Here is a 23,892-nt window from a genome sequence, read left to right as displayed (position 1 = left end):
GAGAATTCCTCGCGTTTTTTTGTTTAATGATGGTCTTTTCCATAAAAAAAGGACAAGAAAACCGATGCTAAAACGATGACAACGATAATGCCGAAAAAAATAAATACTTGATAGGGACTCGGGACGAATGCGCTTGCGATCATAAGCAGGCCGCCGAAAACATAAAACTTAGCAGCCGTCTGATGCGTTTTTCTCCAAACGGTTTCGCTTGCTAAGGTATGGGCTGTTTTGATGCCGATTAAGCTGTCAGGCTGGATGCGCGGCATGTAAATGCCCGAGACGGTTAAAATGACGCCGATCATCGGTATGACCACTATCTCGATATCGACCTCGAATCCGAAGCCTAACGCAATCGTGGTGCTGTGCAGAGCCAAAAGGGTTAGCAGAATGATATTTTGAACGATGAGCAGAGTAACTTTGTGCTTCTGGTAATTTTGCTTTCTTGGCAGAATAACGATCAAAATGACCATTAATGCGGGCATTAGCAAAAGAGCGAAGGCTTTATGCGCCAATCCATTGATTTCATTATTAATATCCCAATGAATGGCCATTTGTTCAGGCAAATAGGAATAAGTTGCGATACTTGCGATTAGAGCAAACGAAACGATGATCCATGAGAGCACGGCAGATTTCAATTTTTATCATTCCCCCTGACGTCGGATTGCTGAAAGGAGATGATCCAACTGATCAAATCTTGGAATACCGCCGTATTTAGCGAATAGTAGATATGTTGGCCATGACGCTCATCCGATACGAGCTCGGCTTGCTTTAATAAGCTTAGATGATGGGAGATGCTTGGTTTTGTCATTTGAAAATGGTCGGCAATTTCGCCAGCAGTCAAGTCACGCTCGCGAAGAAGATCTAATATTTTCCGCCTTGTCGGGTCGGATAAAGCTTTAAAAGCAAGGTTGATGGACATGGTACCCATCCTTTCGCAGAAAAAATCGCAGACGGTTAGATATTTAAACAAGTGTCTAAATGATGATATAAAACTACTATATCGTGTACGCAAATGGCTGTCAATTTTCGAGGCGGCTGTTGTTTCCTTAAATTAAAATTGCAGACCGAACATGTATTCTGTAAAATATAAAGAAACATACGTTTGATGGGAGATGGACGGTCATGAACCGGTTTACGGGAAAAACCTCCGGTTTGGAGGAGTGGCTTACGCAGGTGCGGGAAAATACCGAGATTATGGATAACATTACGCACTGGCGAACTCTTGCTCCGCGTGACGCGCGTACCGCTCCGCTGCCGGAAGGCCTGCACCATGCATGGAAGGAAGCGCTGAATTCCCGCGGGGTCAGCGAATTATATACGCATCAAGCCGAAGCTTACCGTGAAGTGCGGGCCGGACACCATGTTGTCGCGGTGACGCCAACAGCTTCGGGCAAGACGTTATGCTACAATCTGCCTGTGATGCAGTCTCTGCTCGAGAATGAAGAGGGCAGGGCGCTTTATTTGTTTCCGACGAAGGCGCTGGCGCAAGACCAGGTAGCTGAGCTGCAAGCGCTCGCTGATTTAATGGACGCAGGCATTAAAACACATACCTATGACGGGGATACGCCGCCAACGGTGCGTACCGCAATCCGAAATGCCGGACATATCGTGGTCACGAACCCGGATATGCTCCACTCGGCGATATTGCCGCATCATACCAAGTGGGTCAAGCTGTTCGAAAATATAAAGTATATCGTTATTGATGAAGTCCATGCCTACCGAGGCGTGTTCGGGAGCCATGTGGCGAACGTTATTCGCCGTCTTAAGCGAATTTGCAAGTTTTACGGTTCGACGCCGCAGTTCATATGCGCGTCTGCCACGATAGATAACCCTCAGGAGCATGCAGAGCGTTTAATCGGGGAGAAAGTTAAGCTTGTCGATAATAACGGCGCTCCGATGGGAGAGAAGCATTTTGTCTTTTACAATCCCCCGGTCGTCAATAAACAGCTGGGCATTCGCCGCAGCAGCGTGCTGGAGACCCGAAAACTCGCCGGGCTGCTGCTGAAACAGGGAGTTCAAACGATCGTATTTGCGCGAAGCCGTGTCCGCGTTGAGCTTCTGCTGACCTATTTGCAGGAATTGATCCGCGATAAAATTAACGATAAGTCGATTAGAGGGTACCGGGGCGGATATTTGCCCAAATTGCGCAGAGAGATTGAACGGGGCTTGCGATCGGGCGAAATCCGCGGCGTTGTCAGCACGAATGCGCTTGAGCTTGGCATTGATATCGGACAGCTGCAAGCCTGTGTTTTGAATGGTTATCCGGGAACGATCGCAAGCACCTGGCAGCAATCCGGACGCGCGGGGAGAAGGCAAGAGAGCTCGATTACCTTTATGGTGGCGAGCAGCAACCCCTTGGATCAGTATATGATCCAAAACCCGGACTTTTTCTTTAATCGGCCTCCTGAGCGGGCATTGATCCATCCCGATAATTTATTGGTGCTTATGGATCATGTCAAATGCGCCGCATACGAGCTCCCATTCGAGGCTGGGGACACATTCGGTTCGGAATCGCTTGAGGATATGATGGAGTTTCTCGTGGAAGAGAAGGTGCTGCATCAAGCGGGCAACCGGTGGTTCTGGATGGAGCAATCCTTTCCGGCACATAACATATCGCTGCGCTCAGCGGCGCAAGAGAACTTTGTCATTATAGATAATACGAATGGCAGCCGGGTATTGGGAGAGGTTGACCGGTTCAGCGCTCCGACGCTCATCCATGAGGAAGCGATCTATATTCATGAGGGCGTGCAGTATCAGGTCGAGAAGCTAGACTATCCGGAGAAAAAAGCCTATGTGCGTGAAGTTAGCGTAGACTATTACACAGATGCCAACCTTGCAGTCGAGCTGAAGGTGCTGTACGTAGACAAAGAGAAAGAGTCTGGCGAGCTGATTAGGCAATACGGTGAACTAACGGTCAATGCCAAACCGACCATTTTCAAAAAAATAAAGCTTCGCACGCATGAAAATATAGGCTCGGGGCCTATTCATTTACCGGAGGAAGAGCTGCATACGAGTGGTTACTGGTTCTCGTTCAGCGAGGAAGCGGCAGCGCGCAAAAGCAAAAACGAAATGCAGTTCGCATTGCTGGGCATTGCGAACGTGCTCGTGCATATCGCTCCCCTCTATTTAATGTGCGATCCTTTTGATATTAGAGTCGTACCTCAAGTAAAGGCTGTCCATACGCAAAAGCCGACAATTTATTTCTATGACCGATACCCCGGGGGAATCGGGTTAAGCGAGCGTTTATTCGAGGTTCATGACGAACTCATACGTCAAGCCAAATCATTGATACGCGCTTGTACATGCTTAAGCGGCTGTCCCGCCTGCGTCGGTCCCATTGAAGAAGTGGGTCTTCTCGGAAAGCAGCAGGCGCTTGAGCTGCTGAACGAAGCGGAGGGTACGCGATGAGCGGAATGCGCGATAGAATGAACCGTTTGCGGGGGGAAAGCGCCAAGCAGGAAGAAGTAAATGAAGAATCTTCCGAGAGGTTAGAGGAACCCACAACAGAGCTTTCCGATGACGAGGAGGAAAAGCTTTCACCTGTTTGGGCTGCTTTTGGCGTTAAGCTCGCAACGAATGAGACAGGCAGCTTTCTGCTGCGAAAGATAGAATATACAATAGACCATCGCCATGGTTTGCATGCGCTCAAGGAGCTGGAAGAGGCAGCGCCCGGTTTAGCTGCCTTTCATTCCGATCAGCAAATGGCCGCTGAGCAAATTTTGTTTCTGGATCTGGAAACGACGGGCCTTGGCGTCGGAGCGGGGAACGTTCCTTTTATGGTCGGCATAGGCTATATGTCAAAGGGGCAATTTGTCATTGAGCAGGCCTTGATCAGGCATCCTGCCGAAGAGAGAGCGATGCTCATGTATTTGGCGGAAAAACTGCAGCAGTTCACTTATTTATCCACGTACAATGGCAAGACGTTCGATTGGCCGCTTGTCCAGAGCCGTTTCATTTTGAATGGACTTGGCCGTAAAATGTGGGAGCCTCGGCATCTCGATTTTTTGCATCCGGCACGTTCGATATGGAGAAACACATTGGTTTCATGTAAGTTAAGTCATGTCGAGGAAGAACGCCTTGGCATTCAACGCGAGGATGACGTGCCGGGCTCACTGGCGCCTCAGCTATATTTTCAATATTTAGCGAATGGAGATCCCGCGCCGCTTGAAGGCGTTTTTCGTCATAATGAAATCGATATGCTCTCCCTTGCTTGCCTAGCGATTAGATTTGGGCATTTATTGAACGGCAAAATCGAATCGTATATTCCTCTTCCGGATGAGCCGGAGGAAATGGTTCGTACGGGACTCTGGCTTGAACGAATGGGGAAAAAAGAGCTGCCTGTTCAATTGTTCGATAACGCAATGCAAGCTGAACAATCGAATCCTTCTACGCTTCTCATGCTTGCTGCACGTGACAAGAAGGCTGGAAATTGGGTTCGGGCTGTGTTATTGTGGCAGAAGGCTATTATACATTCCGCCTCGCATTTTGGTCCGGCCGCTCATGAAGCAAGTATCGAGCTTGCCATGTATTACGAGCATAAGCTGAAAGATTATGAGGCTGCTTTAGGGCATGCAAATACCGCTTTTGAACATGCCATGAATCATTCTTTGCTTATTCGGCGCGATACCAAAAAAAGAGCTGAGCTCGAGGCACTGCGTAATCGCATCACGCGCTTGCGGCGGAAATCCACAAAACATATTCAATAATGAGTTTTTTAATTCGGGCTGCGATTGTTGGGTAGGGAGCGTTTTCTTATCTGGCAATCAAAGTTAATAAAGTTGATTGCAGCGAAAGCCGTTCTCGCTTGGGAGGATAACACCAATGACAAATAAAAATCCTGCTATGCGCGGATTGCTTATTGATCTTGATGGCACGTTATATCATGGTACGCACCGAATTGATGATGCCGATCGACTTATTTCATATTTGAAAGAAACGAAGCTTCCTTTTCGATTTGTCACGAATAATTCATCGTCAACGCCAGAAGAGGTCGCTGAAAGACTGATGAAGATGGGGATCCCTGCAGCAGCAAAGGATGTATGCACCTCAGCGCAAGCAGCTGCGGAACATATTGCGGAGATCAAGCCGGGAGCATCTGTATTCGTAGTAGGGGAAGCCGGTCTAAAAAAAGCCGTTCAGGATGCGGGTTTAGCTTTAACGGAGGAACAGCCGGATTTCGTGCTGCAGGGAATTGACCGGACCTTTACCTACGAGCGCTTAACAAAAGCTGTTCGGTATATTCATGGCGGAGCGGTTTTTGTAATGACAAACCCGGATTTATTGCTACCATCTACCGATGGCCTCATCCCCGGAGCGGGCTCCATCGGGGCTATGCTGCGCGCGGCTGGTGGGAAAGAACCGATTTTAATCGGCAAGCCCTCACCCGTTCTTATGAAATATTCACTTAGGGAAATCGGCTTAAAAGCTGAAGAAACGTGGGTAGTCGGGGACAATATGGCTACAGACATCGCTTTCGGGGAAGCTGCCGGCTGTGGTACGATTCTTGTTTTGACCGGGCTTACGACTGCTGAAAATATGTCTTATTATATGGATCAAGCAGGATGTAAACCAACCGTAATTTGCAATCACTTAGAAGAGCTTCGTTCTTATATATCTGATCACAGGGAAATATGAGATTTCGTAAACGAAGAACATAGGAAGGAAGCGAACTTTCATGCAAGAACTGCCCGAACTGGATATTTATCGGACTTTTATCGCGGAGCATTTCGCGGGAGCCCAAATAACCGGTATCGAAATAACGAATGCTAAGATTTTTCAAGCAAGCGACGAACAAATACAGCGAGATGTTGTAGGCAAGGTCGTATGGTTTGTAGAAAGAAGAGGCTTATATTTAGTAGTGCATCTGGATAATGGGAAACGTCTGTTGCTTCATTTGGGGCAAGGGGCTTATTTGTATAAGGGAAGCGAAGCCGATAAACCAAGCCGCGCCGCACAGCTGAAGCTCATTTTTGGGGAAGCAGTTTTGTATGGCGTCGGATTGAGAGCGGATGACTTGCAGCTTTTAACGGTAAAGGAAAATGAGGAAAAACTGGGTAAGCTTGGTCCAGACGCCCTGGACAAAAGATTGACATTGGAACGTTTCATCGGGCGATTTGCCAAAAAACGCGGAGCCATAAAAACGGCGTTAATGGACCAAAACGTAATTTCTGGAATCGGCGCCGCATATTCGGATGAGATTTGTTTTGCAGCCGGGATCCGTCCCGATGCAAAAATTCCTATGTTCGAACACGAAACCTGGGAACGCCTATACGGAGCGATGCATAATGTAGTAAGGGAAGCGATTTCAAACGGCGGAGCGGGCGAGCATGCTTTTTCGGCAGAGGATAGCCATACGGGGAAGCATCGCGATCAATTTCAAGTTTATGACCGTGAAGGCCAAATGTGCCGGAGCTGCGAAGGCGTTATCGAGAAAATCGATGTTTCTGGCCGGAAGGCATTCGTTTGTTCGAACTGCCAAAAGGATCAATGAATAAGCAAGCTTTGAATCTATTCATTGAACGGGGGTTTCATTCATGATCCATGTGTACTTAGACGATTACCGAGTATGCCCCAAAGGATTCGTTCTTGCGAGTAATGCCGAAGAATGCAAGCAGCTTTTAGATCACGAGAAAGTTGGCATCCTCTCACTCGATTACGATCTTGGCTGGGCTCAGCCAACTGGCTATGAAGTGGTTCGCCACATCGTTGAAACAGGGCGTTATCCAGAACAAATTTACTTACACACCTCAAGTGCAGCAGGCCGTATGCAAATGTACCATATGCTATCTGAAAGTGCTCCGGCTGAAACCAAGCTGCATAACGGTCCGATGCCGGACGCTCTCTTAATGGAAATAGCTGCTCGTTAACTTCGTTATGTCTGCCCTTTGGGGTATTAACAAAAGTTTAAAGGATTATTCCGAACCTTCAAAGCTTTACGATGCAACCCTTGCCGGCTTCCCTTCCAAGGGAGGGCGGCAAGGGTTGCACATTCTAAACACTCGCAGCTGGAACAACATAATGTTAATCCGACGTGATGAATAGTTTGGTGAGAGGGTGGAGCGCTGTCGTACCGAGAGACAGGCTTACAGTGGGGCTTAGGAATGGAATCAGATAGGATTGGACAAGCAATCCGTGAGGATTTTGCGTTAAAGATAATAGAATTGGTTTTATTTCGTGGTACTAATTGGCGTTTCCTGCTTGAGAATGACTCCATTAGTTATTGATTCTAAAATAAGGATCAAGTTTAGTTTCACGAAATGTGACTTATTCGGTTATAATGCAAGCAATGGAAATCAATCGAATGAAGCTGGCGCCGGAGACTGACTCGTTGCTAGTGCTTAGGTGTAGCGGCTTCGCAGTGGGAATATCTATTGCCGAGAGGCAGTAGGTGAAGTGAATGATAATAATTAACAGCAAAAACTCCCGTTAAATTACGTTGTTTGGGATAAACTGAGGAAAATACAACTGATTAGATGGAGATTATCCAGTTAAATGAGGGTAATGACCATGCTGTGAACAATTAACAGTAGTTATTCCTGTTAATAGATTTAGTCTGTTCAGCTTGAGACTGATGTTATGATCGACTACATAAGCGTGTCCGCAGGGACGAAAGAGAACTTACTCACACCATACGAGCAGCGATGACTCCCACGTTAGTCCCATTGCAGGTGTCCATCGGACGCAGTCCTTGGGGCAGGGCCCTCCTTGGAAGGGAGGGTTGAGGTGGGTTTAAAAATCTTAAAAAGTAAAAACATAACCATGCTTCATTTTTGAAAACTACTTTTTAACAGCTGCTCTAATCATATTTTCATAAGCAAGAGATCACCCTTGAGGACTGGGAAGAAACGGCTCCATCAAGGGACCGAGGGTAATTCATATACGAAAGAGGTCTAACATACGTGAGTCAATGGATCGGAACGGCCAATCAAACTTATGCACCTTATGCGATGGAAGAACTTCGCAGGCTCTTTGACGGTGCCGCTTTCACGCAGCTTGCGGCAGGTGAAGTGTTTTTAATGTCGAGCCCGCAAAATCGGGAAGAGACGCTGCAAGCTATACAACAGCAGGAACCGATCTTTTTACGCCATTTCCAGCCGGTGGATCGTACGATCGACATTACAGGCAACGCGAATGATCTCGAGGAACTATCGAATATGGTCCGCAACGCCGTGCTGACCTTTGAAAATAAACGAGTCGCCGTGCATATTAGGAGAACCTCCAAATCCGAATTTGTTTATTCGGCTGCGGACACGAAAGCCGTGCTGGATGCGGTGCTTGAAGAGATCGGAGCGGAGCCAGTCGTCCAGCAGCCGGATATCATCATTGCGATTTATGCTGCGGCAACCCAGATGTATGCAGGATTCGGTGCGCCAGCGGACATGCTGTCGGATTGGCCGGGCGGCGCTGTTCGTTTTCAACGTGAAGAAGGACAGGTATCCCGGGCAAAATTCAAGCTGCTTGAAGCAGAAAGGGAATTCGGCTTAAATTATGCCGGCTACCAAAATGCACTCGATGTCGGAGCTGCGCCGGGCGGCTGGACTTCGCTGCTGCTGGAACGCGGCTTACGCGTAACGGCGATTGATCCAGCAGAATTGCATCCGTCCTTAATGGCCTATCCGACCTTGACCTATTTAAAACGCAACGCATCGGAAGTTAAATTTAATCCCGCCACTTTTGATCTGCTCGTGTGTGATATGAGCTGGAGTCCGATGCTGATGTGCAAATTGGTGCTTGATCTTGAGCCGGCGCTCAAAGCCGGCGCTACAGCGATTATCACGGTGAAGCTTATGCACCGGAAACCGCTGCAAACCATCCGAGACGTGATTTCCAGACTATCAACGGAATTCGTGCTTCAAAAAGCGAAGCAGCTGTTCCATAATCGAGAAGAGATCACGCTATATTTGATCAAAAAATAATATGAGCCGCCCCAGCCATCAGGCAGGGCGCTCTTTTTTGATCTTTCATGACACAGCGATGGTGAAAGGAGACTGTTGAAAGTGCCCAATTTGAAAGCGCTTTATACTAATTTGAGAATTAAGCATAAAATGTTTGTGCTCATTTCGGTCATCATGCTGGTTGTTGCCGTGCTTGCTATCATCATTCAACAATATGCCTTTGATTTTTACGACCAAGAAATATACAAGCAGTCCTCAAAAGCGCTGAGCTTATCTTCGATCAGTATCGAGAATGAGCTGAAAAAGATGGAGAAGCTTACTTTTATGCTTGCTACGGATTCGACCATTCAGCGTTATTTGCGTTCCATTAAAAGCGGGCTATCCGATTATGACAATTATGTCGTGCGGTTGACGGTTAAAGAACGTATGGTCAACATCGGCGCGCTTGATAAATACGTGCTTTCAGCGCAGTTATATGACGTGAATGACAACGAATACGCGGTCGGTGCCAATTCGATTACCGTGTACCAGGACCGCTTGAATGTGTATAAGCAGGCAACTTCCGTGAATCAAGGGGGAAATACATGGATAGCCCCCTACAGCAACGATAAGTCTCTAGTTGCCGCGCGTGAGGTGAGATCGTTCGATCAGCTGAAATTGGATTACATTGGCACATTAGCGCTTCGTATTGACATGAACAAGCTGTTCAGGGATTTAGCGAAAGGGTTGAACAGCAATGATGCGCAGCTGATTATTATGAAAAACAATGAAGCGGTTTATCCGGAAGCTTCGGCTTTTCCAATTGATTCGTTAGCTGCGTTATCCGGTAATGAGGGATATAAGGTCATAAGGTACGAGGGAAAGCAATATTTCGTCACTTATATCGCTTCGACCTATACCGATTGGACGTATTATACGCTGATACCGTTTGACGATATTTTTGAACGCGTGGTCAAGGTGAAAAATACGATTATCTTAATTTTTGCGGTTCTGTTCATTGTCATCCTGTTGATTGCCGTCGGATTCGCGAATGGCATAACCGAGCCTATCGAACGTTTGAATGCAAAGATGAAAAGGGTACAGCTCGGTCATTTTACGTATATCGAAGAATCCAATGAACGCACGCTTGCGATGGATGAAGCCGGACAAATGCACCGGAATTTCCGCATTATGGTCGAACGGATCAATGAGCTCATCCATGAAAACTATGTTAAGCAGCTGACCATTCGCGACACGGAGTTTAAAGCGCTTCAGGCACAAATCAACCCGCATTTCCTGTATAACACCTTGGAGTCCATTAACTGGTCGGCGAAGCTGAGCAATCAAACGCATATTTCCCAAATGGTTGAAGCGTTAGGCTCTCTCCTTAGAACCTCCATAAATCTGAAGGAGCCGCTTATTCCGCTTAGCAAAGAGCTTGATATCATCAATCATTACGTAACGATTCAGAAATACCGCTTCGAGGAACGCCTTGATTTTAACGTCGACGTACCTGATAAGCTGCTTCATTGCAGCATACCGAAGCTTTCGCTTCAGCCGCTTGTTGAAAACGCGATTAACTATGGACTAGAACAAATGATTGATACCTGCACCATAAATATTCATGCGTATACAGAGGATGATCGGTTGTTTGTCGCGGTCGAGGATAACGGGCCAGGCATGGAAGAGCAATTTGTTGCACAGCTGCTAAGCGGTCAAGTGAAAACAAAGGGCTCGGGACTAGGATTGAAAAACATTGAAGACCGCATTAAGCTTTTATATGGAGACGCATACGGTCTGCAGGTTGAGAGCGAGCCAAATGGAGGCACGAGAGTTATGCTTATGCTTCCGTATGAAATGAGGGATTCCCATGTATAAAGTATTGTTGGTAGATGATGAACGAATCATCGTGGAGGGCATTTCGCTTACGGTAAAATGGAACGAATATAATACGGAGCTCGCTGGAACTGCCCGCAATGGACTCGAGGCGATGGCATTTATTGAAAGCCATATGCCGGATATCGTAATATCCGATATCAAAATGCCGGGGATGAACGGTTTGCAATTGGTTGAGAAGGTATATGAGAAATTTCCGCACATCGCTTTCATCTTATTATCCGGCTTTAGCGAATTCGATTATGCCAGGACGGCCATGCAATTCGGAGTAAAACACTATTTGCTGAAGCCCTGCAATGAGAACTCGATTACAGAAGCTTTGACGAACGTGATTACTGAGCTTGAGGAACAGCAGTCGCAGGAAAAGTTCATGCACAATATTCAAAAGGAATTGTCAAAGGTGCTACCTCATGCCAAGGAGCAATTTTTGAAGGAGCTCGTTACGAATAAAACGTATGGTCAGCGCGATTGGGACGACTACGGCAATCTGTTTCATATCACGGTAGAAAATGACAGGGTACAGCTGCTTTTGTTTCAAATCGAAGGGAAATTTGAATTTGAGCACATGTTCGCCGTCAAAAATATAGCGCAGGATGTTATTGGCCAATCGATAGTCCTGCTTAGCACCACGATCGGAAAGCATGTACTCTTGCTAATAAAGGCGAGCATCGGCACGGAAGCTTTATTCGCAAAGCTCAATGAAATCAAACAAACCTTCACGACTTATTACAAGCTCGATGCAACCGTTGCGGTAAGCGACGATGGCCCGATTACCCATGCCCGTAAAATGTACCGTGATACGTTAGAATGCTTAAACTACCAGTTTTATTTGGGTGAGGGCAGCATCATTACGCAAAAGGATGTCGAACGAGGCGATGACATTACGCTGAAGCCATTCATTTACGACGAAGAGCCGCTTTGCATGCATGTGAAATCGGGAGATTGGGCTTTTGTCCAAACGGAGCTGCAAAGCTATTTTGCCCTGCTGGCGGAAAGCCGGATGGATACGCATCTATCGAAATCCTATGTCATCCCGTTATATATTTCGATCGTGCGTCAAGGAAGACCGGAGGAGATCAATGATTATCTTACAAAGATTGCGAGCTTCGAGCAATTTCACACGTTAAGAACGGTCGAACAATTCGTTACCGAAAATGCCAAGCAAATCTGTTTGAACAATTTTCAAACCCATTCCAAAAAGCATTCGCTCATTATCGATAAGATGATCAACGTAATTGATGAGCAGATCTCGAACCCGGAGCTGTCGCTCAACTGGGTAGCGAGTGAGATTTTATATATGAACGCCGATTATTTGGGCAAGCTGTTTAAAAAGGAAACGAACGAAAAATTTTCAAACTACGTCGTCCGTCTAAGAATGGAGAGGGCCGTGCAAGAAATCGAAAAAACCGGCGACGTGAAAGTTTTCGAGCTTGCGGAAAAATTCGGATTCGGCGATAATCCGCAATACTTTAGCCAGGTATTCAAAAAGCATACCGGATTTACGCCATCCGAATTCATAAGGTCGCCGTAATGGCGACCTCTGTTTTTTTAACAAAGAAAGCGGTTTTTTTAATTCCGACAATTCGACATCGGGCCTATAATAAAGCTTGTAAACAACATTAAAGAGTTTGGAAGGGGCGTAACACAATGAAAGCACCGAAGAAAATGCTTTTAATGCTCATGGCTGTTGCTTTGGTTCTCGTAAGCGCTTGCGGAGGAAATTCAGGCAACGGTAACGCATCGAACTCCACTAACACACCTAAGACTAACAACGAAGTAAAAGAGGAGCCGTCAGAAGCCAAACCAGTTACACTGCGAATCGCATGGTGGGGCGGACAGCCTCGGCATGATTACACGATGAAAGTCATTGAAATGTACAAAGCGAAAAACCCGCATGTCACGATTGAAATGGAATACGCGAACTATGATGATTACTGGAAGAAGCTTGCGCCTCAAGCGGCTGCAAACGAGCTTCCTGATATTATCCAAATCGATACGCAGAACTACTCGCAATATGCAGGCAGAAATCAACTCGCTGATTTGACACCGTTTATTGGCAACCAAATCGATGTTACCGACATCAGCCAAAACGCAATCGACGGCGGTAAATTAGGCGACGGGCTTTACGGAATCAACCTTGGCGTCAACGCACTTGGCTTTAACTATGACCCGGCGCTTCTGAAAAAGGCAGGCATTGATTCCATCCCTGAAAACTTCACTTGGGATGATTACGTAGAAATGGCTGGCAAAGCTAAAGCTGCCGGACTTTACTTCGATAACGGCATGCGTCCTGAAGTGTTCTTCGGCTACTACCTCCGTACATTAGGCAAAACATTGTTTAATGCAGAAGGTACCGGCCTTGGTTATGAAGATGACAAAATGTTTACGGATTTCTTCGGAATGCTTGCTAAGCTGGTAATTGACGGCGCAGTACCATCACCTGACGTGCTTGCGCAAATCAAAGGCGCGGAAGACAGCCACCTTGTACTTAACCAAGGCATCGGCGTATGGCAGTGGTCGAACCAATATGTAGGCTTGCAGCAAGTTGCAAACCGTCCGCTTGCAATCGCTCCAATGGTTGGTCCTAACATGGAAAAAGGTTTGTTCTTGAAACCAAGTATGTTCTTCTCCGTGTCTGAAAATTCGAAAGCGAAAGAAGAAGCGGCTAAGTTTATCAACTTCTTCGTAAATGATATCGAAGCAAACAAATTGATCTTGGGCGACCGCGGCGTTCCTGTATCGTCTAAAGTCAAAGAAGCTTTGAAAGCCGTTTCCACGGAAGCTCAAATCCAAGTTTATGACTACGTTGCTTGGGCGGAAGCAAACAGCTCCCCAATGGATCCAGCTGATCCGATCGGTTCTGCTGAAGTATTTAAATCCTTAACCAGCCTTGCTGAGCAAATGAACTACAACAAAATCAAGCCGGAAGAAGCAGCAAAGAAATTTAGAGACGAAGCAACCTCCATTCTTAAGAAAAACAAGTAATATTGTTTGAGCAGATGCGATGGTTGGTCGGAAGATCGGCCATCGCATTTTCTTAGAAACCGAAGAATCGGCTAGATAGACTTCGTATAGGAGTTGGATAAGATGAAATCGCTATCACTGAAAAACAACTTGATCGGTTATACCTTTATTGGACCATTTGTTATCGGATTTCTACTATTCACATTGATCCCGGCAGCAGCATCGTTATATTTTTCCGTTACAGATTATGATCTACTCTCGACACCATCCTTTATCGGATTAGAGAATTACTCGACGATGTTTACGGATGACTCGAAATTTTGGGCATCGCTTAAGGTTACGTTCCTGTACGTATTTATCGGAGTTCCGCTTAGGCTGGCTTTTGCGCTCTTTATTGCAATGATATTGAATACAGCTTCGAAAGCAATCGGGTTATATCGGACGGTTTATTATCTTCCTTCCATTATCGGCGGCAGCGTCGCGGTTTCCATTATGTGGCGCAACCTTTACGGAGACGAAGGAGTTATAAACATATTTCTGAATGCACTCGGTTTAGATAGCGTGAGATGGTTTGCGGAACCGGCAGCTGCGCTCTGGATGCTGATTACTTTGTCCGTATGGCAATTCGGTTCTTCCATGCTTATTTTCCTTGCAGGACTCAAAAATATTCCGCCAGAATTATATGAAGCATCTAATGTTGACGGTGCAGGACCTGTTATTCGGTTCTTCAAAATCACGATTCCAATGCTAAGTCCCATTATCTTGTTCAACACGATCATGCAGACCATTGGCGCATTTATGACTTTTGTTCCAGCGTACATTATCTCCAAAGGGGAAGGCGGCCCGCTAGACGGTACGCTGCTCTACTCACTTTATCTGTTCCGTCAGGCGTTTGTTTATTTCGATATGGGCTTCGCGTCCGCGATGGCTTGGGTTATGCTGATCATCATTGCCATTTTGACAGGAATTCTGTTCTATACCTCTAAGAAATGGGTTCATTACGAGTCGAAAGGTGGCCATTAATCATGATCTTAAAAAAACTGAAGTGGCCGATCTACCATATCTTTGTCGCAGCGCTCGCATTAGTCATGGTGTATCCCGTCTTATGGCTGCTAATGAGTTCATTCAAGCAAAGTAACCTAATATTCGCAACCGCGGATTCACTCATTCCGCAGCCTTGGATTTGGGAGAACTACAAAATAGGCTGGGTGGGCATTGCAGGCCAATCCTTTGGGAATTTCATTATGAACTCGCTGGAAATCGTAGTGATTTCAACGATCGGAGCTGTATTATCTTCGGCCTTTATCGCTTTCGGATTTGCGAGACTTAACTTTACGGGCAAAACGTTTTGGTTTGGCATTATGATGGTGACGCTCATGCTTCCGCATGATGTCGTGCTTGTGCCGCAATATATTTTGTTCGCGAAGCTTGAATGGCTGAATTCGATTAAACCGATTGTTATTCCGCAATATTTCGGTATTCCGTTTTTTATCTTTTTGCTTATTCAATTCATTCGGACCATTCCAAATGAACTTGATGAAGCGGCAACCATCGATGGCTGCGGAAAGTTCCGCTTGTTTTTCCGGATCATTCTGCCGCTCGTCGTTCCTGCATTGGCGACTGCTTCTATTTTCTCTTTCTATTGGAGATGGGAGGATTTGCTCGGACCTGTCCTTTATTTGAACCGCCCAAGCTTATATCCGGTATCCATGGGGCTAAAAATGTTCCTAGACAGCGATACCGTCTCCAACTGGGGCGCGATGTTCGCGATGTCGATCGTTAGCTTGATTCCAGTGCTTGCCATTTTCTTCGCTTTTCAGAAATACATTGTTGAAGGCATCAGTACAAGCGGTTTGAAATAGTCAATCATTTGAATTAGGGGAGAGGAAGATGGAAATGCCTCAGCTTCAATTTGATGAAAATCATATTCGGGAAGTTATTGACCGCGTAGTAGACCGTACCTTTAGAATGGACTTTAGCTGGGATTGGCCAGGCGGCGTAGCTTTTTACGGAGTGGCCGAGGCTTACGAAGCTACGGGAAACGAACGTTATATTAAATTGCTGCAAGAGTGGGTAGACGAGAAGCTGGAGGATGGACTGCCTAAGCTTTCCGTGAACGGCGTATCCATTGGACATGCGCTCATCTCTCTTTATAAAGCAACCGACAATCAAAACTATTTGGATGTGGCCATTCAAATGGCCGAGTACTTAAAAAATGACGCCGTTCGTTTTGCGGATGGAGTTTTTCAACATACGGTGAATTCGGAGACTTACAATTTTCCAGAGCAAGCTTGGGTAGACACGATGATGATGGCAGGTTATTTCCTCGTCCGTATGGGGCATCTGCTTGGCCGTGCAGATTATTTGGAGGATGGCTTGAAGCAGTATCATGGACATGAGTATTTTCTCCAGGATCCCGTATCGAATCTGTATTATCATGGCTGGGATAATATCGCCCAGAACCATATGTCCTCCATCTTCTGGGCACGCGGCAACTCATGGGCAGCACTAACGATGGCCAAAGCTTTGCCGCATATCGCGGTACAGCACCCATCCTTCATGATAATCGAAGGCTCTATGCGGGATCAGTTAAGTACGCTTGTGCGTTTACAAGACGACAATGGGCTGTGGCATACCGTCCTCGACGATAAAACGTCTTATCATGAAACTTCGGGATCAGCCGGAATCGCTACAGGCTTGTTCGCCTTCGGTTCTTTGTATAACAAATACATTCAGCGGTCTATCGATGGTATTTTAAGCCAAATTACCGACGACGGCGCCGTGCTGAACGTATCCGCCGGAACCGCTGTTATGAATGATCTGCAAGGTTACCGCGATGTCGCACATAAGCGAGTTCAAGGCTGGGGCCAAGGCTTGGCTCTTGCTTTTCTGGCGGAGCTGCTTAATTCCAAGAAACGTGTATTCTAACGAAACGAATCGTTGTTATTGGACTTGCTTTTATGATAAAGTTGCACTAATAAAAGATGGATCGGGAAAGCATCCTGATGCCGTTTGTGTAGTTAGCAAACGGTGTCGGGATGCTTTTTTTGTTCTTATGGGAGGGCTATGATGAAGGGCATGGAAGGGCTGTTTGACCCGTATCCGATCGGAACGGTAATTGATGACCGTTATCGGATCGTTGGAGTTCTGGGACGTGGCGGGATGGGGACCGTGTACGCTGCCGAAGATTTGAGGCTTGCCAATAAGCTCTTGGCGATTAAAGTCATTGCTCCGATACCCGGAAATGGCAGATACGCGGAAGAAGCACAAATGCTGATGAGAATTAATCATCAGCATTTGCCATTAATCGTAGATTATTATCCACCGAGCGAGCATGGATATGAAGCGCTCGTTATGGAATACATTGAGGGGCATACGATAGCTGAACTATACCGCACAAAGAATGCTGTACTGACATTTGCGCAAATCATGGAAATTGCTTTGCAGCTCTGCTCGGCGCTTCGTTATTTACATGCGAATGATCCGCCGATCATTCATCGGGATTTAAAGCCTTCAAATGTGATGATCGATTCCAAAAGGAAGGTTAAGCTGATTGATTTCGGCATATCCCGTCAATACAAGCTGGGGAAAGAGCAGGATACGGACCAGCTGGGAACTTTAGGTTTTGCAGCGCCGGAGCAAGCAGGAAAAGGACAAAGCGATGAAAAAACGGATATATACGGTTTTGGAGCACTCTTGTTTTTTATGGCCAGCGGAGGGATGATTTACCGGTACAACGAGGGGAATATAGACAGCAGTGATCCTATTGAGCATCTGTCTCGCCATATTCCGAATCCTTTCAAAAAGATGCTGCGATGCTTGCTGCAATCGGATCCGAGGATGCGATACCGTTCCGTGCAGGAAGTTGGAGAGGCGCTTGCGCCGTTTGCGCAATCCCAAGGTTTTAACGAAGAAATGAAATCGATTGCGGATCACAACCGAAGTCCTTATGATGGACAGCATTTCGTGTGCCTTCTTTCACTTGCGCCCGGAGCGGGCGCAACCTTTATCACGCATGCGCTTGCCAATCTGTTGGCATCCGGCCAAGATTCCGTTACGGCAGCCGAATATGAACAAGCAAGGCCGGAATGGCATGCATGGCTTGCCGGAAATAAAAGGCTGCGCGAGAACGTGGTGCAGGATACTTACGCGCTGGATCTTCGGTACGAGCGTTATAAATTTGATCAGGCTTCTCTGAATTGGCTTGCGCTGAAGCCGGAACATCGTTCAGATATTAGGCATGATGATCAGCGCTTTGAGCAAATGCTTCACCTAGCAGGCGCTTCGATAAATTTAATCGACATATCGGGAAAATGGACGGAACCGCGTGCGTGGAAGCTCATGAAGCAAGCGACACTTGTGATAGTGGTGGGCGATCCGGCCGTTGTGAAATGGCAAAGAAGCGAGCTGAGGAAGCTGATTGATTTGAAGAATGAGCTGGAATCAACCAACGCTCGAATGCTTTTCGTTGCGAATAAGGATATTGCTTTTCACGGCCGAACCGAATGGCTGCACCTATTTCCAGAGCGTCCGGTGGCCATTGTGCCTAAACTGCCGGAGGAGACGATGCTCTCATTGCAGTGGCGCGGGCTGTGGGCAACCGACGACAAACGTCTCAATAAAAGACTAAAACTAGCGTTATCGCCCATTTTAAAGCTGCTTTACAATGAAATGAACACAGGATGATCATTTATGTGGTACAATAATACGGGCAAAAAGAGTGAATACGCATGGGTTGAATATGGTTTATATATGAATGGAGATAAAGACGAAAATGAGTTTGTTAACAGTTGAGCAATTATCACATACGTTTGGTGACCGGGTATTGTTTAGAAACGTATCCTTCCGCTTACTAGCGGGGGAGCATGTCGGTCTTGTCGGCGCGAACGGAACCGGCAAATCGACGCTCATGAATATTTTGACGGGTAAGTTATTGAAGGATGAGGGCAAGGTGGAATGGACGCCTCGCGTTCGATATGGCTATTTGGACCAGCATACGAAGCTTGAAGCGGGCAAAACCATCCGTGACGTACTGAAGGATGCTTTTCTTCCTATGCTTCTATTAGAAGAAGAACTAAACAACATTGCGTCGCAAATGGGTGATGCCGATGCAGATACGCTTGACGAGCTCCTCGTTCGTATGGGCGAGATCCAAGAGGAGCTGGAAATCGGCGACTTTTATTTAATCGATGTAAAGGTCGATGAAATGGCAAACGGATTGGGCTTAAATGCAATCGGTCTTGACCGCGACGTAACAGCTCTCAGCGGGGGGCAACGGACCAAGGTTCTCCTAGCCAAGCTGCTCCTTGAGAAGCCAGGCGTACTGCTGCTCGATGAGCCGACGAACTACTTGGATGAAGAGCATATCAATTGGTTGACCAACTACCTGAAAAATTATCCGCATGCTTTTGTTCTGATCTCGCATGAAACTAGCTTTATGAATCAGGTCGTTAACGTTATTTACCATCTCGAATTTACGAAGCTTACCCGCTATTCGGCGAATTACGATAAATTCCTTGAGATGGCTGATTTGAACAAAGCGCAGCATATCGACGCTTATGAGAAGCAGAAGGATTTTATCAAGAAGCAGGAAGAGTTTATACAAAAGAATAAGGCTCGCGCTTCTACATCGGGCCGGGCGAAGAGCCGTGAGAAGCAGTTGGACCGCATCGACCGAATCGACAAGCCTGAGGAAGCAGCAAAACCAACCTTTCAATTCAAAGAATCCAGAACGAGCGGTAAAACCGTATTTGAGGCAGATGGTATGGTTATCGGTTATAACCGGCCGCTTTTGCCGGAGATGAGCATGGTCATTGAACGGGGAGACAAAATTGCAATCGTCGGTTGTAACGGTGTCGGCAAATCAACGCTGCTAAAAACAATACTCGGCGTTATCCCGCCGCTGGACGGCAAGACGTATCTAGGCGATTATTTAAATCCGGCCTACTTTGAACAAGAAGCAAAAGCGCCGACGATGACGCCGCTTGAAGATGTTTGGAATGAGTTTTCCTTCATGAACCAGCATGAAGTCCGCGCTGCTCTTGCACGCTGCGGCTTGAAGAACGAGCATATTACCCGCGCGCTTAACCAGCTCAGCGGGGGAGAACAAGCTAAGGTGCGTATTTGCAAGCTGATGATGCGCGAGAGCAACTGGATTTTGTTCGATGAGCCGACGAACCATTTGGATGTGGTCGCCAAAGCGGAATTAAAACGTGCGCTTAAGGCTTACAAAGGTACCGTTGTGCTCGTATCTCATGAACCTGAATTTTATGGGGATTGGGTAACCAAAACCTGGGATGTAGAATCATGGGCGATGCAAAACCAGATCTAATATAAAGCTATGGCAACGTCTGCTGCGGCAAGCGTCAACACTCGCAGCGATCGCCGGTCTACTCTTTCAGTAGATCGGCTTACTTGCATTTGCGAAACGTCTTCATTATGATAAATTTAAGCATTCTTGCAGGAGAATGCCATGAAGTTAATTCGATTATTTACAACTGGAAGCAGGTGTACCTCTAAGATGAAAGAACGAATTCTTGTCGTAGAAGATGAAGCTGGTATTTCTCGCATACTACAGCTGGAACTGGAACATGAGGGTTATACGGTAGGCACGGCAGCCGATGGCCGCAAAGGTTATGAAATGGCATCTACAGGGGAATGGGAGCTGGTTCTGCTTGATGTGATGCTTCCCGAGATGAGCGGCATAGAGGTATTGCGATTATTAAGGCAAGCCGGGAATCCGGTACCTATCATATTATTAACAGCACGGGATACCGTTCCGGACAAGGTAAGCGGCTTCGAACACGGTGCCAATGATTATATTACAAAACCGTTTGCGATGGAGGAGCTGCTGGCCCGCGTCCGCAACATCCTGCGTATATTCCAGCAATATCCGAAGGAAGCGGAAGGCTCGGACATGATTAAAGTCGGCGATTTGACGATTGAGCTGCGGACTCGCAAAGTGTACCGCAAGGATATTTTAATCGAATTGACGCCCCGTGAGTTTGAGCTGCTCGTTTATCTCGTAGAAAATAAAAACGACGAAAAATCCCGCGAGGATATTTTATCCGAGGTTTGGGGTTATGATTTTATTGGTGAAACGAATCTCGTGGATGTTTATATCCGTTATCTGCGCCAGAAGCTGGACAAGGGGTACCGTCATAAGCTTATCCATACGGTGCGGGGAGTAGGCTATATGATTAAGGAGCCGGACGCATGACACTGCGCAAACGGTTTACGCTTTTTACGATATTCTGGCTTATTTTTATTTTGATCCTCTTTAATATTTTCGTTTATTTCTACGTCATCAAAATTACGACGGAAAGCGAAGAAGAGGTTATCGCGAATAAGGTAAATCTCATGCTCGAGAATCCCCGAATTCAGAGCGGTCGAGGATTGAATTATCCGGAGCTGCTCAATGAGTATTACAACGTAAACGAAATGATCCGCATTATTGCGCCTAATAACCGAGTAGTCAATATTACCGGCTCGGACGAGCTGCTTCAGGAGCTGCCAGCCGCCTTCGAGACCCATCACCATACGGGGATGATCACGAAAGGCGGAGAGCGCATCCTGTTCATGCGGGTTCCATTATATGACGGTAACCGCGTCATTGCGATGCTTGAGGTTAATCGGATTTTGGATGAGCTTGATAATTACTTGCAGGTATTGGTCGCTGCGCTTAGCGTGACCAGCGGCGGGGCGATCTTGTTCGCCATTTTCGGAACCTATTGGTTTACATCCAGATTGACGGCGCCTATTCAACAAATGGTCAATACCATGAGAGAAATTGACCGCAGCGGCAAGCTTAGGCAGATCGAGCTGAGCAGCCGTGAAGAATCCGCGGAGCTGCTGCAGCTCGTCCGCGCATTTAATCAAATGATCGAACGGCTCGATCGCACCTTTGCTAAACAAAAGCAGTTCGTTGCAGATGCCTCGCATGAGCTCAAAACACCGCTAACCGTTATCAGCAGCTATGCAGGTATGCTGAAGCGCTGGGGACGGGATGACGAGAATTTGCGGGATGAAGCGATCGAAGCCATTGATAAAGAGGCTAACCGGCTGCAGAATCTGACGAAATCGATGCTGATGCTGGCGGAGGCCGAGCAAGAAGATTGGCTGCGTCAGGAGCTCTTCGATGTGGTGCAGGTGGTTGATGAACTGGCGACGATGCTTCAAACGACGTTTGGACGGCCTATCCGAGTGAAGGCGATGTCCAAGGTTGTGCGTATGGTCGGCGACAAGGATAAGATTAGGCAGCTCCTGGTCATTCTTCTGGACAATGCCATTAAATATTCAAAGGATCCGATCGACATCACGATTACGCTCGTTAGGCACATCGTGAAGATCGAGGTTAAGGATAAAGGAATGGGTATTCCGGAAAATGAGATTCCCCATCTATTCGAACGCTTTTATCGGGTTGACGGGGCAAGAAGCCGCGCGACCGGCGGCGTGGGTCTTGGCCTCTCGATCGCGAAACGGATCATTGATCTGCATGAGGGGAAAGTAGATGTTTTTAGCTTGCCTGATTTAGGCACGACGATTACTTTGCAGTTCAAACAGCGCAAACAATAACCTAAAGAGGAGGCCGGTCCAATAATGAAATTCCGTACGGCAGCCATACAGTATAAGCTGGCAGACATTGAATCATTTGAACAATTCGCGGAGCAAGTGACTCATTATGTGCGAAATGCTTCAGAATACGGCGTTCAATTTATCTTATTTCCAGAGTTTTTTACGACGCAATTAATGTCTATCGGCGATGAACATGGCAAAGCGCTGTCAATCGACCGCCTGCCTGATTTCACGGATGATTATTTACGTTTATTCCGTTCCTTGTCCGCTGAATACGGCGTTTATATCATAGGCGGGACCCATGTGATTAAAACGGCTGACGATAGCCTGAGAAATGCTGCCCATCTGTTTCATCCAAGCGGTAAAATCGATGTGCAGCATAAAATTCATATTACGCCGTCGGAAGTAGAAGGCTGGAACATGTCTGCTGGCGAAGCTCTTGAAGTTTTCGAAACGGAATACGGCACCATTGCCATGCTAACCTGTTACGATATTGAATTTCCGGAAATCGTCCGGATGGCTCGGGCAAAGGGAGCAGACGTCATTTTCTGCCCTTCCTGCACCGATGACCGTCACGGCTTTTACCGGGTGAGGTATTGCTGTCATGCCAGAGCCGTTGAAAACCAAATCTATATTGTCACCACGGGTACGGTTGGTTCTCTTCGCAAGGTAGATCTCATGCGAGCGAATTTTGGACAAGCCGCGGTGATAGCGCCTAATGATATTCCTTTCCCGCCGGCAGGCATTTTAAGCGAAGGAATCATAAATGACGATATGCTCGTCGTAGCGGATTTGGATTTGGCGCTGCTGGAAGAAGTAAGGCTGAGAGGTGCTGTAACGACTTGGCGCGACCGTCGTACGGATTTATATACGGATTGGAAATAGCTGCAATTATTATTCATTTTTCATCGGAAGGCGGCTTGGGATGCGCAAAGACCTGTACTTATTTGTAAATGGCAAGCCTCAGAAAGCAGTGATACGCAATTATGCTCAAGCTGATTTCGAAGCTTTAATCGATGTTCAACGCGTAAGCTTTCCCCCGCCATTTCCTGAGGAGCTGCTGTGGAATATCGATCAGCTTTCCGAACACGTCAAACGTTTTCCGGAAGGCGCTTTATGTGCAGAGGTAGACGGCATCCTGATCGGCTCAATGACCGGACTCTTGGTTAATATGCAGGACTATGGCCATTCGCATAATTGGGAAACGGTTACCGACGGCGGATATATTCGCAATCACAATCCGGAAGGGGATACGCTCTATATCGTAGATATATGCGTGATTCCGGAATTCAGGCAATCAGGGATTGGCAAATGGCTGATGCAGTCCATGTATGAAACCGTTGTTCAGCTTGGACTCGTCAGGCTGCTCGGAGGCGGACGCATGCCTGGTTATGGACCGCATGCCCAAGATGTTACGCCAGAAGTTTATTTGGAAAAAGTGCTGACCGGGGAATGGAAGGATCCGGTTTTAACCTTTTTGCTGCGATGCGGCCGAATGCCAGTCGGCATTGCCCGCGAATATTTAGAAGATGAACAGTCAAACAACTGCGCTACCATTATGGAATGGCGAAATCCGTTCAAATAA

20 protein-coding genes are annotated in these 23,892 nt (G+C 46.8%); 18 read left to right on the top strand and 2 right to left on the bottom strand.

What is annotated here, in order from left to right; all coding sequences use genetic code 11:
• Positions 1 to 23 precede the first annotated feature (23 nt).
• Together ACN6MW_RS31270 and ACN6MW_RS31265 are read right to left on the bottom strand one after the other, a co-directional pair.
• Positions 24 to 635 carry an SdpI family protein gene (locus ACN6MW_RS31270; protein ID WP_419873604.1) on the bottom strand — a complete coding sequence of 204 codons (612 nt, stop codon included), beginning with the start codon at positions 633 to 635 and terminating at the stop codon, positions 24 to 26.
• Complete coding sequence (locus ACN6MW_RS31265) at positions 632 to 919, bottom strand: autorepressor SdpR family transcription factor (RefSeq protein WP_419873603.1); 288 nt, start codon at positions 917 to 919, stop codon at positions 632 to 634. Before ACN6MW_RS31265 ends, ACN6MW_RS31270 begins: the two co-directional genes overlap by 4 nt.
• Positions 920 to 1,122: 203 nt before the next feature.
• On the opposite strand from ACN6MW_RS31265, the gene ACN6MW_RS31260 reads away from it, so the two are divergent.
• The 18 genes from ACN6MW_RS31260 to ACN6MW_RS31175 all read left to right on the top strand — a co-directional run bounded on the left by ACN6MW_RS31260 (position 1,123) and on the right by ACN6MW_RS31175 (position 23,892).
• On the top strand, positions 1,123 to 3,408 hold the full coding sequence (locus tag ACN6MW_RS31260) for a DEAD/DEAH box helicase (RefSeq protein WP_419873602.1): 2,286 nt from the start codon (positions 1,123 to 1,125) through the stop codon (positions 3,406 to 3,408).
• Positions 3,405 to 4,706 carry a ribonuclease H-like domain-containing protein gene (locus tag ACN6MW_RS31255; RefSeq protein ID WP_419873601.1) on the top strand — a complete coding sequence of 434 codons (1,302 nt, stop codon included), beginning with the start codon at positions 3,405 to 3,407 and terminating at the stop codon, positions 4,704 to 4,706. Before ACN6MW_RS31260 ends, ACN6MW_RS31255 begins: the two co-directional genes overlap by 4 nt.
• A 115-nt stretch (positions 4,707 to 4,821) precedes the next feature.
• Complete coding sequence (locus tag ACN6MW_RS31250) at positions 4,822 to 5,634, top strand: TIGR01457 family HAD-type hydrolase (RefSeq protein ID WP_419873600.1); 813 nt, start codon at positions 4,822 to 4,824, stop codon at positions 5,632 to 5,634.
• A 40-nt stretch (positions 5,635 to 5,674) separates the two neighbouring features.
• Entirely contained in the window at positions 5,675 to 6,490 is an 816-nt protein-coding gene (locus tag ACN6MW_RS31245) for an Fpg/Nei family DNA glycosylase (protein ID WP_419873599.1), read from the top strand.
• A gap of 43 nt (positions 6,491 to 6,533) precedes the next feature.
• Entirely contained in the window at positions 6,534 to 6,866 is a 333-nt protein-coding gene (locus tag ACN6MW_RS31240) for a cyclic-phosphate processing receiver domain-containing protein (protein WP_364148552.1), read from the top strand.
• Between the two features lie 1,032 nt (positions 6,867 to 7,898).
• Positions 7,899 to 8,915: an SAM-dependent methyltransferase gene (locus tag ACN6MW_RS31235; RefSeq protein WP_419873598.1), complete on the top strand. Its 1,017-nt coding sequence runs from the start codon at positions 7,899 to 7,901 to the stop codon at positions 8,913 to 8,915.
• A gap of 81 nt (positions 8,916 to 8,996) precedes the next feature.
• Positions 8,997 to 10,751 carry a sensor histidine kinase gene (locus tag ACN6MW_RS31230; protein ID WP_419873597.1) on the top strand — a complete coding sequence of 585 codons (1,755 nt, stop codon included), beginning with the start codon at positions 8,997 to 8,999 and terminating at the stop codon, positions 10,749 to 10,751.
• Positions 10,744 to 12,300: a response regulator transcription factor gene (locus tag ACN6MW_RS31225; protein ID WP_419873596.1), complete on the top strand. Its 1,557-nt coding sequence runs from the start codon at positions 10,744 to 10,746 to the stop codon at positions 12,298 to 12,300. Before ACN6MW_RS31230 ends, ACN6MW_RS31225 begins: the two co-directional genes overlap by 8 nt.
• A gap of 116 nt (positions 12,301 to 12,416) precedes the next feature.
• Complete coding sequence (locus ACN6MW_RS31220; protein WP_419873595.1) at positions 12,417 to 13,754, top strand: ABC transporter substrate-binding protein; 1,338 nt, start codon at positions 12,417 to 12,419, stop codon at positions 13,752 to 13,754.
• Positions 13,755 to 13,856: 102 nt separating this feature from the next.
• Positions 13,857 to 14,756, top strand: coding sequence for a carbohydrate ABC transporter permease (locus ACN6MW_RS31215; protein ID WP_419873594.1), 900 nt, complete (start codon positions 13,857 to 13,859; stop codon positions 14,754 to 14,756).
• A gap of 2 nt (positions 14,757 to 14,758) precedes the next feature.
• The gene (locus ACN6MW_RS31210; RefSeq protein ID WP_364148539.1) at positions 14,759 to 15,595 is read left to right on the top strand and encodes a carbohydrate ABC transporter permease; all 837 of its coding nucleotides are present in this window, start codon (positions 14,759 to 14,761) and stop codon (positions 15,593 to 15,595) included.
• Positions 15,596 to 15,629: 34 nt separating this feature from the next.
• Positions 15,630 to 16,661: a glycoside hydrolase family 88 protein gene (locus ACN6MW_RS31205; protein WP_419876502.1), complete on the top strand. Its 1,032-nt coding sequence runs from the start codon at positions 15,630 to 15,632 to the stop codon at positions 16,659 to 16,661.
• Between the two features lie 138 nt (positions 16,662 to 16,799).
• Complete coding sequence (locus ACN6MW_RS31200) at positions 16,800 to 18,419, top strand: protein kinase domain-containing protein (RefSeq protein WP_419873593.1); 1,620 nt, start codon at positions 16,800 to 16,802, stop codon at positions 18,417 to 18,419.
• A gap of 88 nt (positions 18,420 to 18,507) precedes the next feature.
• Positions 18,508 to 20,064 carry a ribosomal protection-like ABC-F family protein gene (gene abc-f, locus ACN6MW_RS31195; protein ID WP_419873592.1) on the top strand — a complete coding sequence of 519 codons (1,557 nt, stop codon included), beginning with the start codon at positions 18,508 to 18,510 and terminating at the stop codon, positions 20,062 to 20,064.
• 189 nt (positions 20,065 to 20,253) lie between these two features.
• Positions 20,254 to 20,952, top strand: coding sequence for a response regulator transcription factor (locus tag ACN6MW_RS31190; RefSeq protein ID WP_364148530.1), 699 nt, complete (start codon positions 20,254 to 20,256; stop codon positions 20,950 to 20,952).
• On the top strand, positions 20,949 to 22,307 hold the full coding sequence (locus ACN6MW_RS31185; RefSeq protein WP_364148527.1) for a HAMP domain-containing sensor histidine kinase: 1,359 nt from the start codon (positions 20,949 to 20,951) through the stop codon (positions 22,305 to 22,307). The genes ACN6MW_RS31190 and ACN6MW_RS31185 overlap by 4 nt, the downstream gene beginning before the upstream one ends.
• A 24-nt stretch (positions 22,308 to 22,331) precedes the next feature.
• The gene (locus ACN6MW_RS31180) at positions 22,332 to 23,192 is read left to right on the top strand and encodes a carbon-nitrogen hydrolase family protein (RefSeq protein ID WP_419873591.1); all 861 of its coding nucleotides are present in this window, start codon (positions 22,332 to 22,334) and stop codon (positions 23,190 to 23,192) included.
• A gap of 40 nt (positions 23,193 to 23,232) precedes the next feature.
• Positions 23,233 to 23,892 carry a GNAT family N-acetyltransferase gene (locus ACN6MW_RS31175; RefSeq protein WP_419873590.1) on the top strand — a complete coding sequence of 220 codons (660 nt, stop codon included), beginning with the start codon at positions 23,233 to 23,235 and terminating at the stop codon, positions 23,890 to 23,892.

This window comes from Pristimantibacillus sp. PTI5 (genome assembly GCF_048572955.1).
Lineage (GTDB): Bacteria > Bacillota > Bacilli > Paenibacillales > Paenibacillaceae > Pristimantibacillus.
This window is presented reverse-complemented; position numbering and strand designations above follow the sequence as displayed.

Bases quoted from the DNA above. Each gene is read 5' to 3' on its own strand.
- ACN6MW_RS31265 (WP_419873603.1), bottom strand. From the start codon at position 919: ATGTCCATCAACCTTGCTTTTAAAGCTTTATCCGACCCGACAAGGCGG.
- ACN6MW_RS31260 (WP_419873602.1), top strand. From the start codon at position 1,123: ATGAACCGGTTTACGGGAAAAACCTCCGGTTTGGAGGAGTGGCTTACG.
- ACN6MW_RS31255 (WP_419873601.1), top strand. From the start codon at position 3,405: ATGAGCGGAATGCGCGATAGAATGAACCGTTTGCGGGGGGAAAGCGCC.
- ACN6MW_RS31250 (WP_419873600.1), top strand. From the start codon at position 4,822: ATGACAAATAAAAATCCTGCTATGCGCGGATTGCTTATTGATCTTGAT.
- ACN6MW_RS31245 (WP_419873599.1), top strand. From the start codon at position 5,675: ATGCAAGAACTGCCCGAACTGGATATTTATCGGACTTTTATCGCGGAG.
- ACN6MW_RS31240 (WP_364148552.1), top strand. From the start codon at position 6,534: ATGATCCATGTGTACTTAGACGATTACCGAGTATGCCCCAAAGGATTC.
- ACN6MW_RS31225 (WP_419873596.1), top strand. From the start codon at position 10,744: ATGTATAAAGTATTGTTGGTAGATGATGAACGAATCATCGTGGAGGGC.
- ACN6MW_RS31220 (WP_419873595.1), top strand. From the start codon at position 12,417: ATGAAAGCACCGAAGAAAATGCTTTTAATGCTCATGGCTGTTGCTTTG.
- ACN6MW_RS31215 (WP_419873594.1), top strand. From the start codon at position 13,857: ATGAAATCGCTATCACTGAAAAACAACTTGATCGGTTATACCTTTATT.
- ACN6MW_RS31210 (WP_364148539.1), top strand. From the start codon at position 14,759: ATGATCTTAAAAAAACTGAAGTGGCCGATCTACCATATCTTTGTCGCA.
- ACN6MW_RS31205 (WP_419876502.1), top strand. From the start codon at position 15,630: ATGCCTCAGCTTCAATTTGATGAAAATCATATTCGGGAAGTTATTGAC.
- ACN6MW_RS31200 (WP_419873593.1), top strand. From the start codon at position 16,800: ATGATGAAGGGCATGGAAGGGCTGTTTGACCCGTATCCGATCGGAACG.
- abc-f (WP_419873592.1), top strand. From the start codon at position 18,508: ATGAGTTTGTTAACAGTTGAGCAATTATCACATACGTTTGGTGACCGG.
- ACN6MW_RS31190 (WP_364148530.1), top strand. From the start codon at position 20,254: ATGAAAGAACGAATTCTTGTCGTAGAAGATGAAGCTGGTATTTCTCGC.
- ACN6MW_RS31185 (WP_364148527.1), top strand. From the start codon at position 20,949: ATGACACTGCGCAAACGGTTTACGCTTTTTACGATATTCTGGCTTATT.
- ACN6MW_RS31180 (WP_419873591.1), top strand. From the start codon at position 22,332: ATGAAATTCCGTACGGCAGCCATACAGTATAAGCTGGCAGACATTGAA.
- ACN6MW_RS31175 (WP_419873590.1), top strand. From the start codon at position 23,233: ATGCGCAAAGACCTGTACTTATTTGTAAATGGCAAGCCTCAGAAAGCA.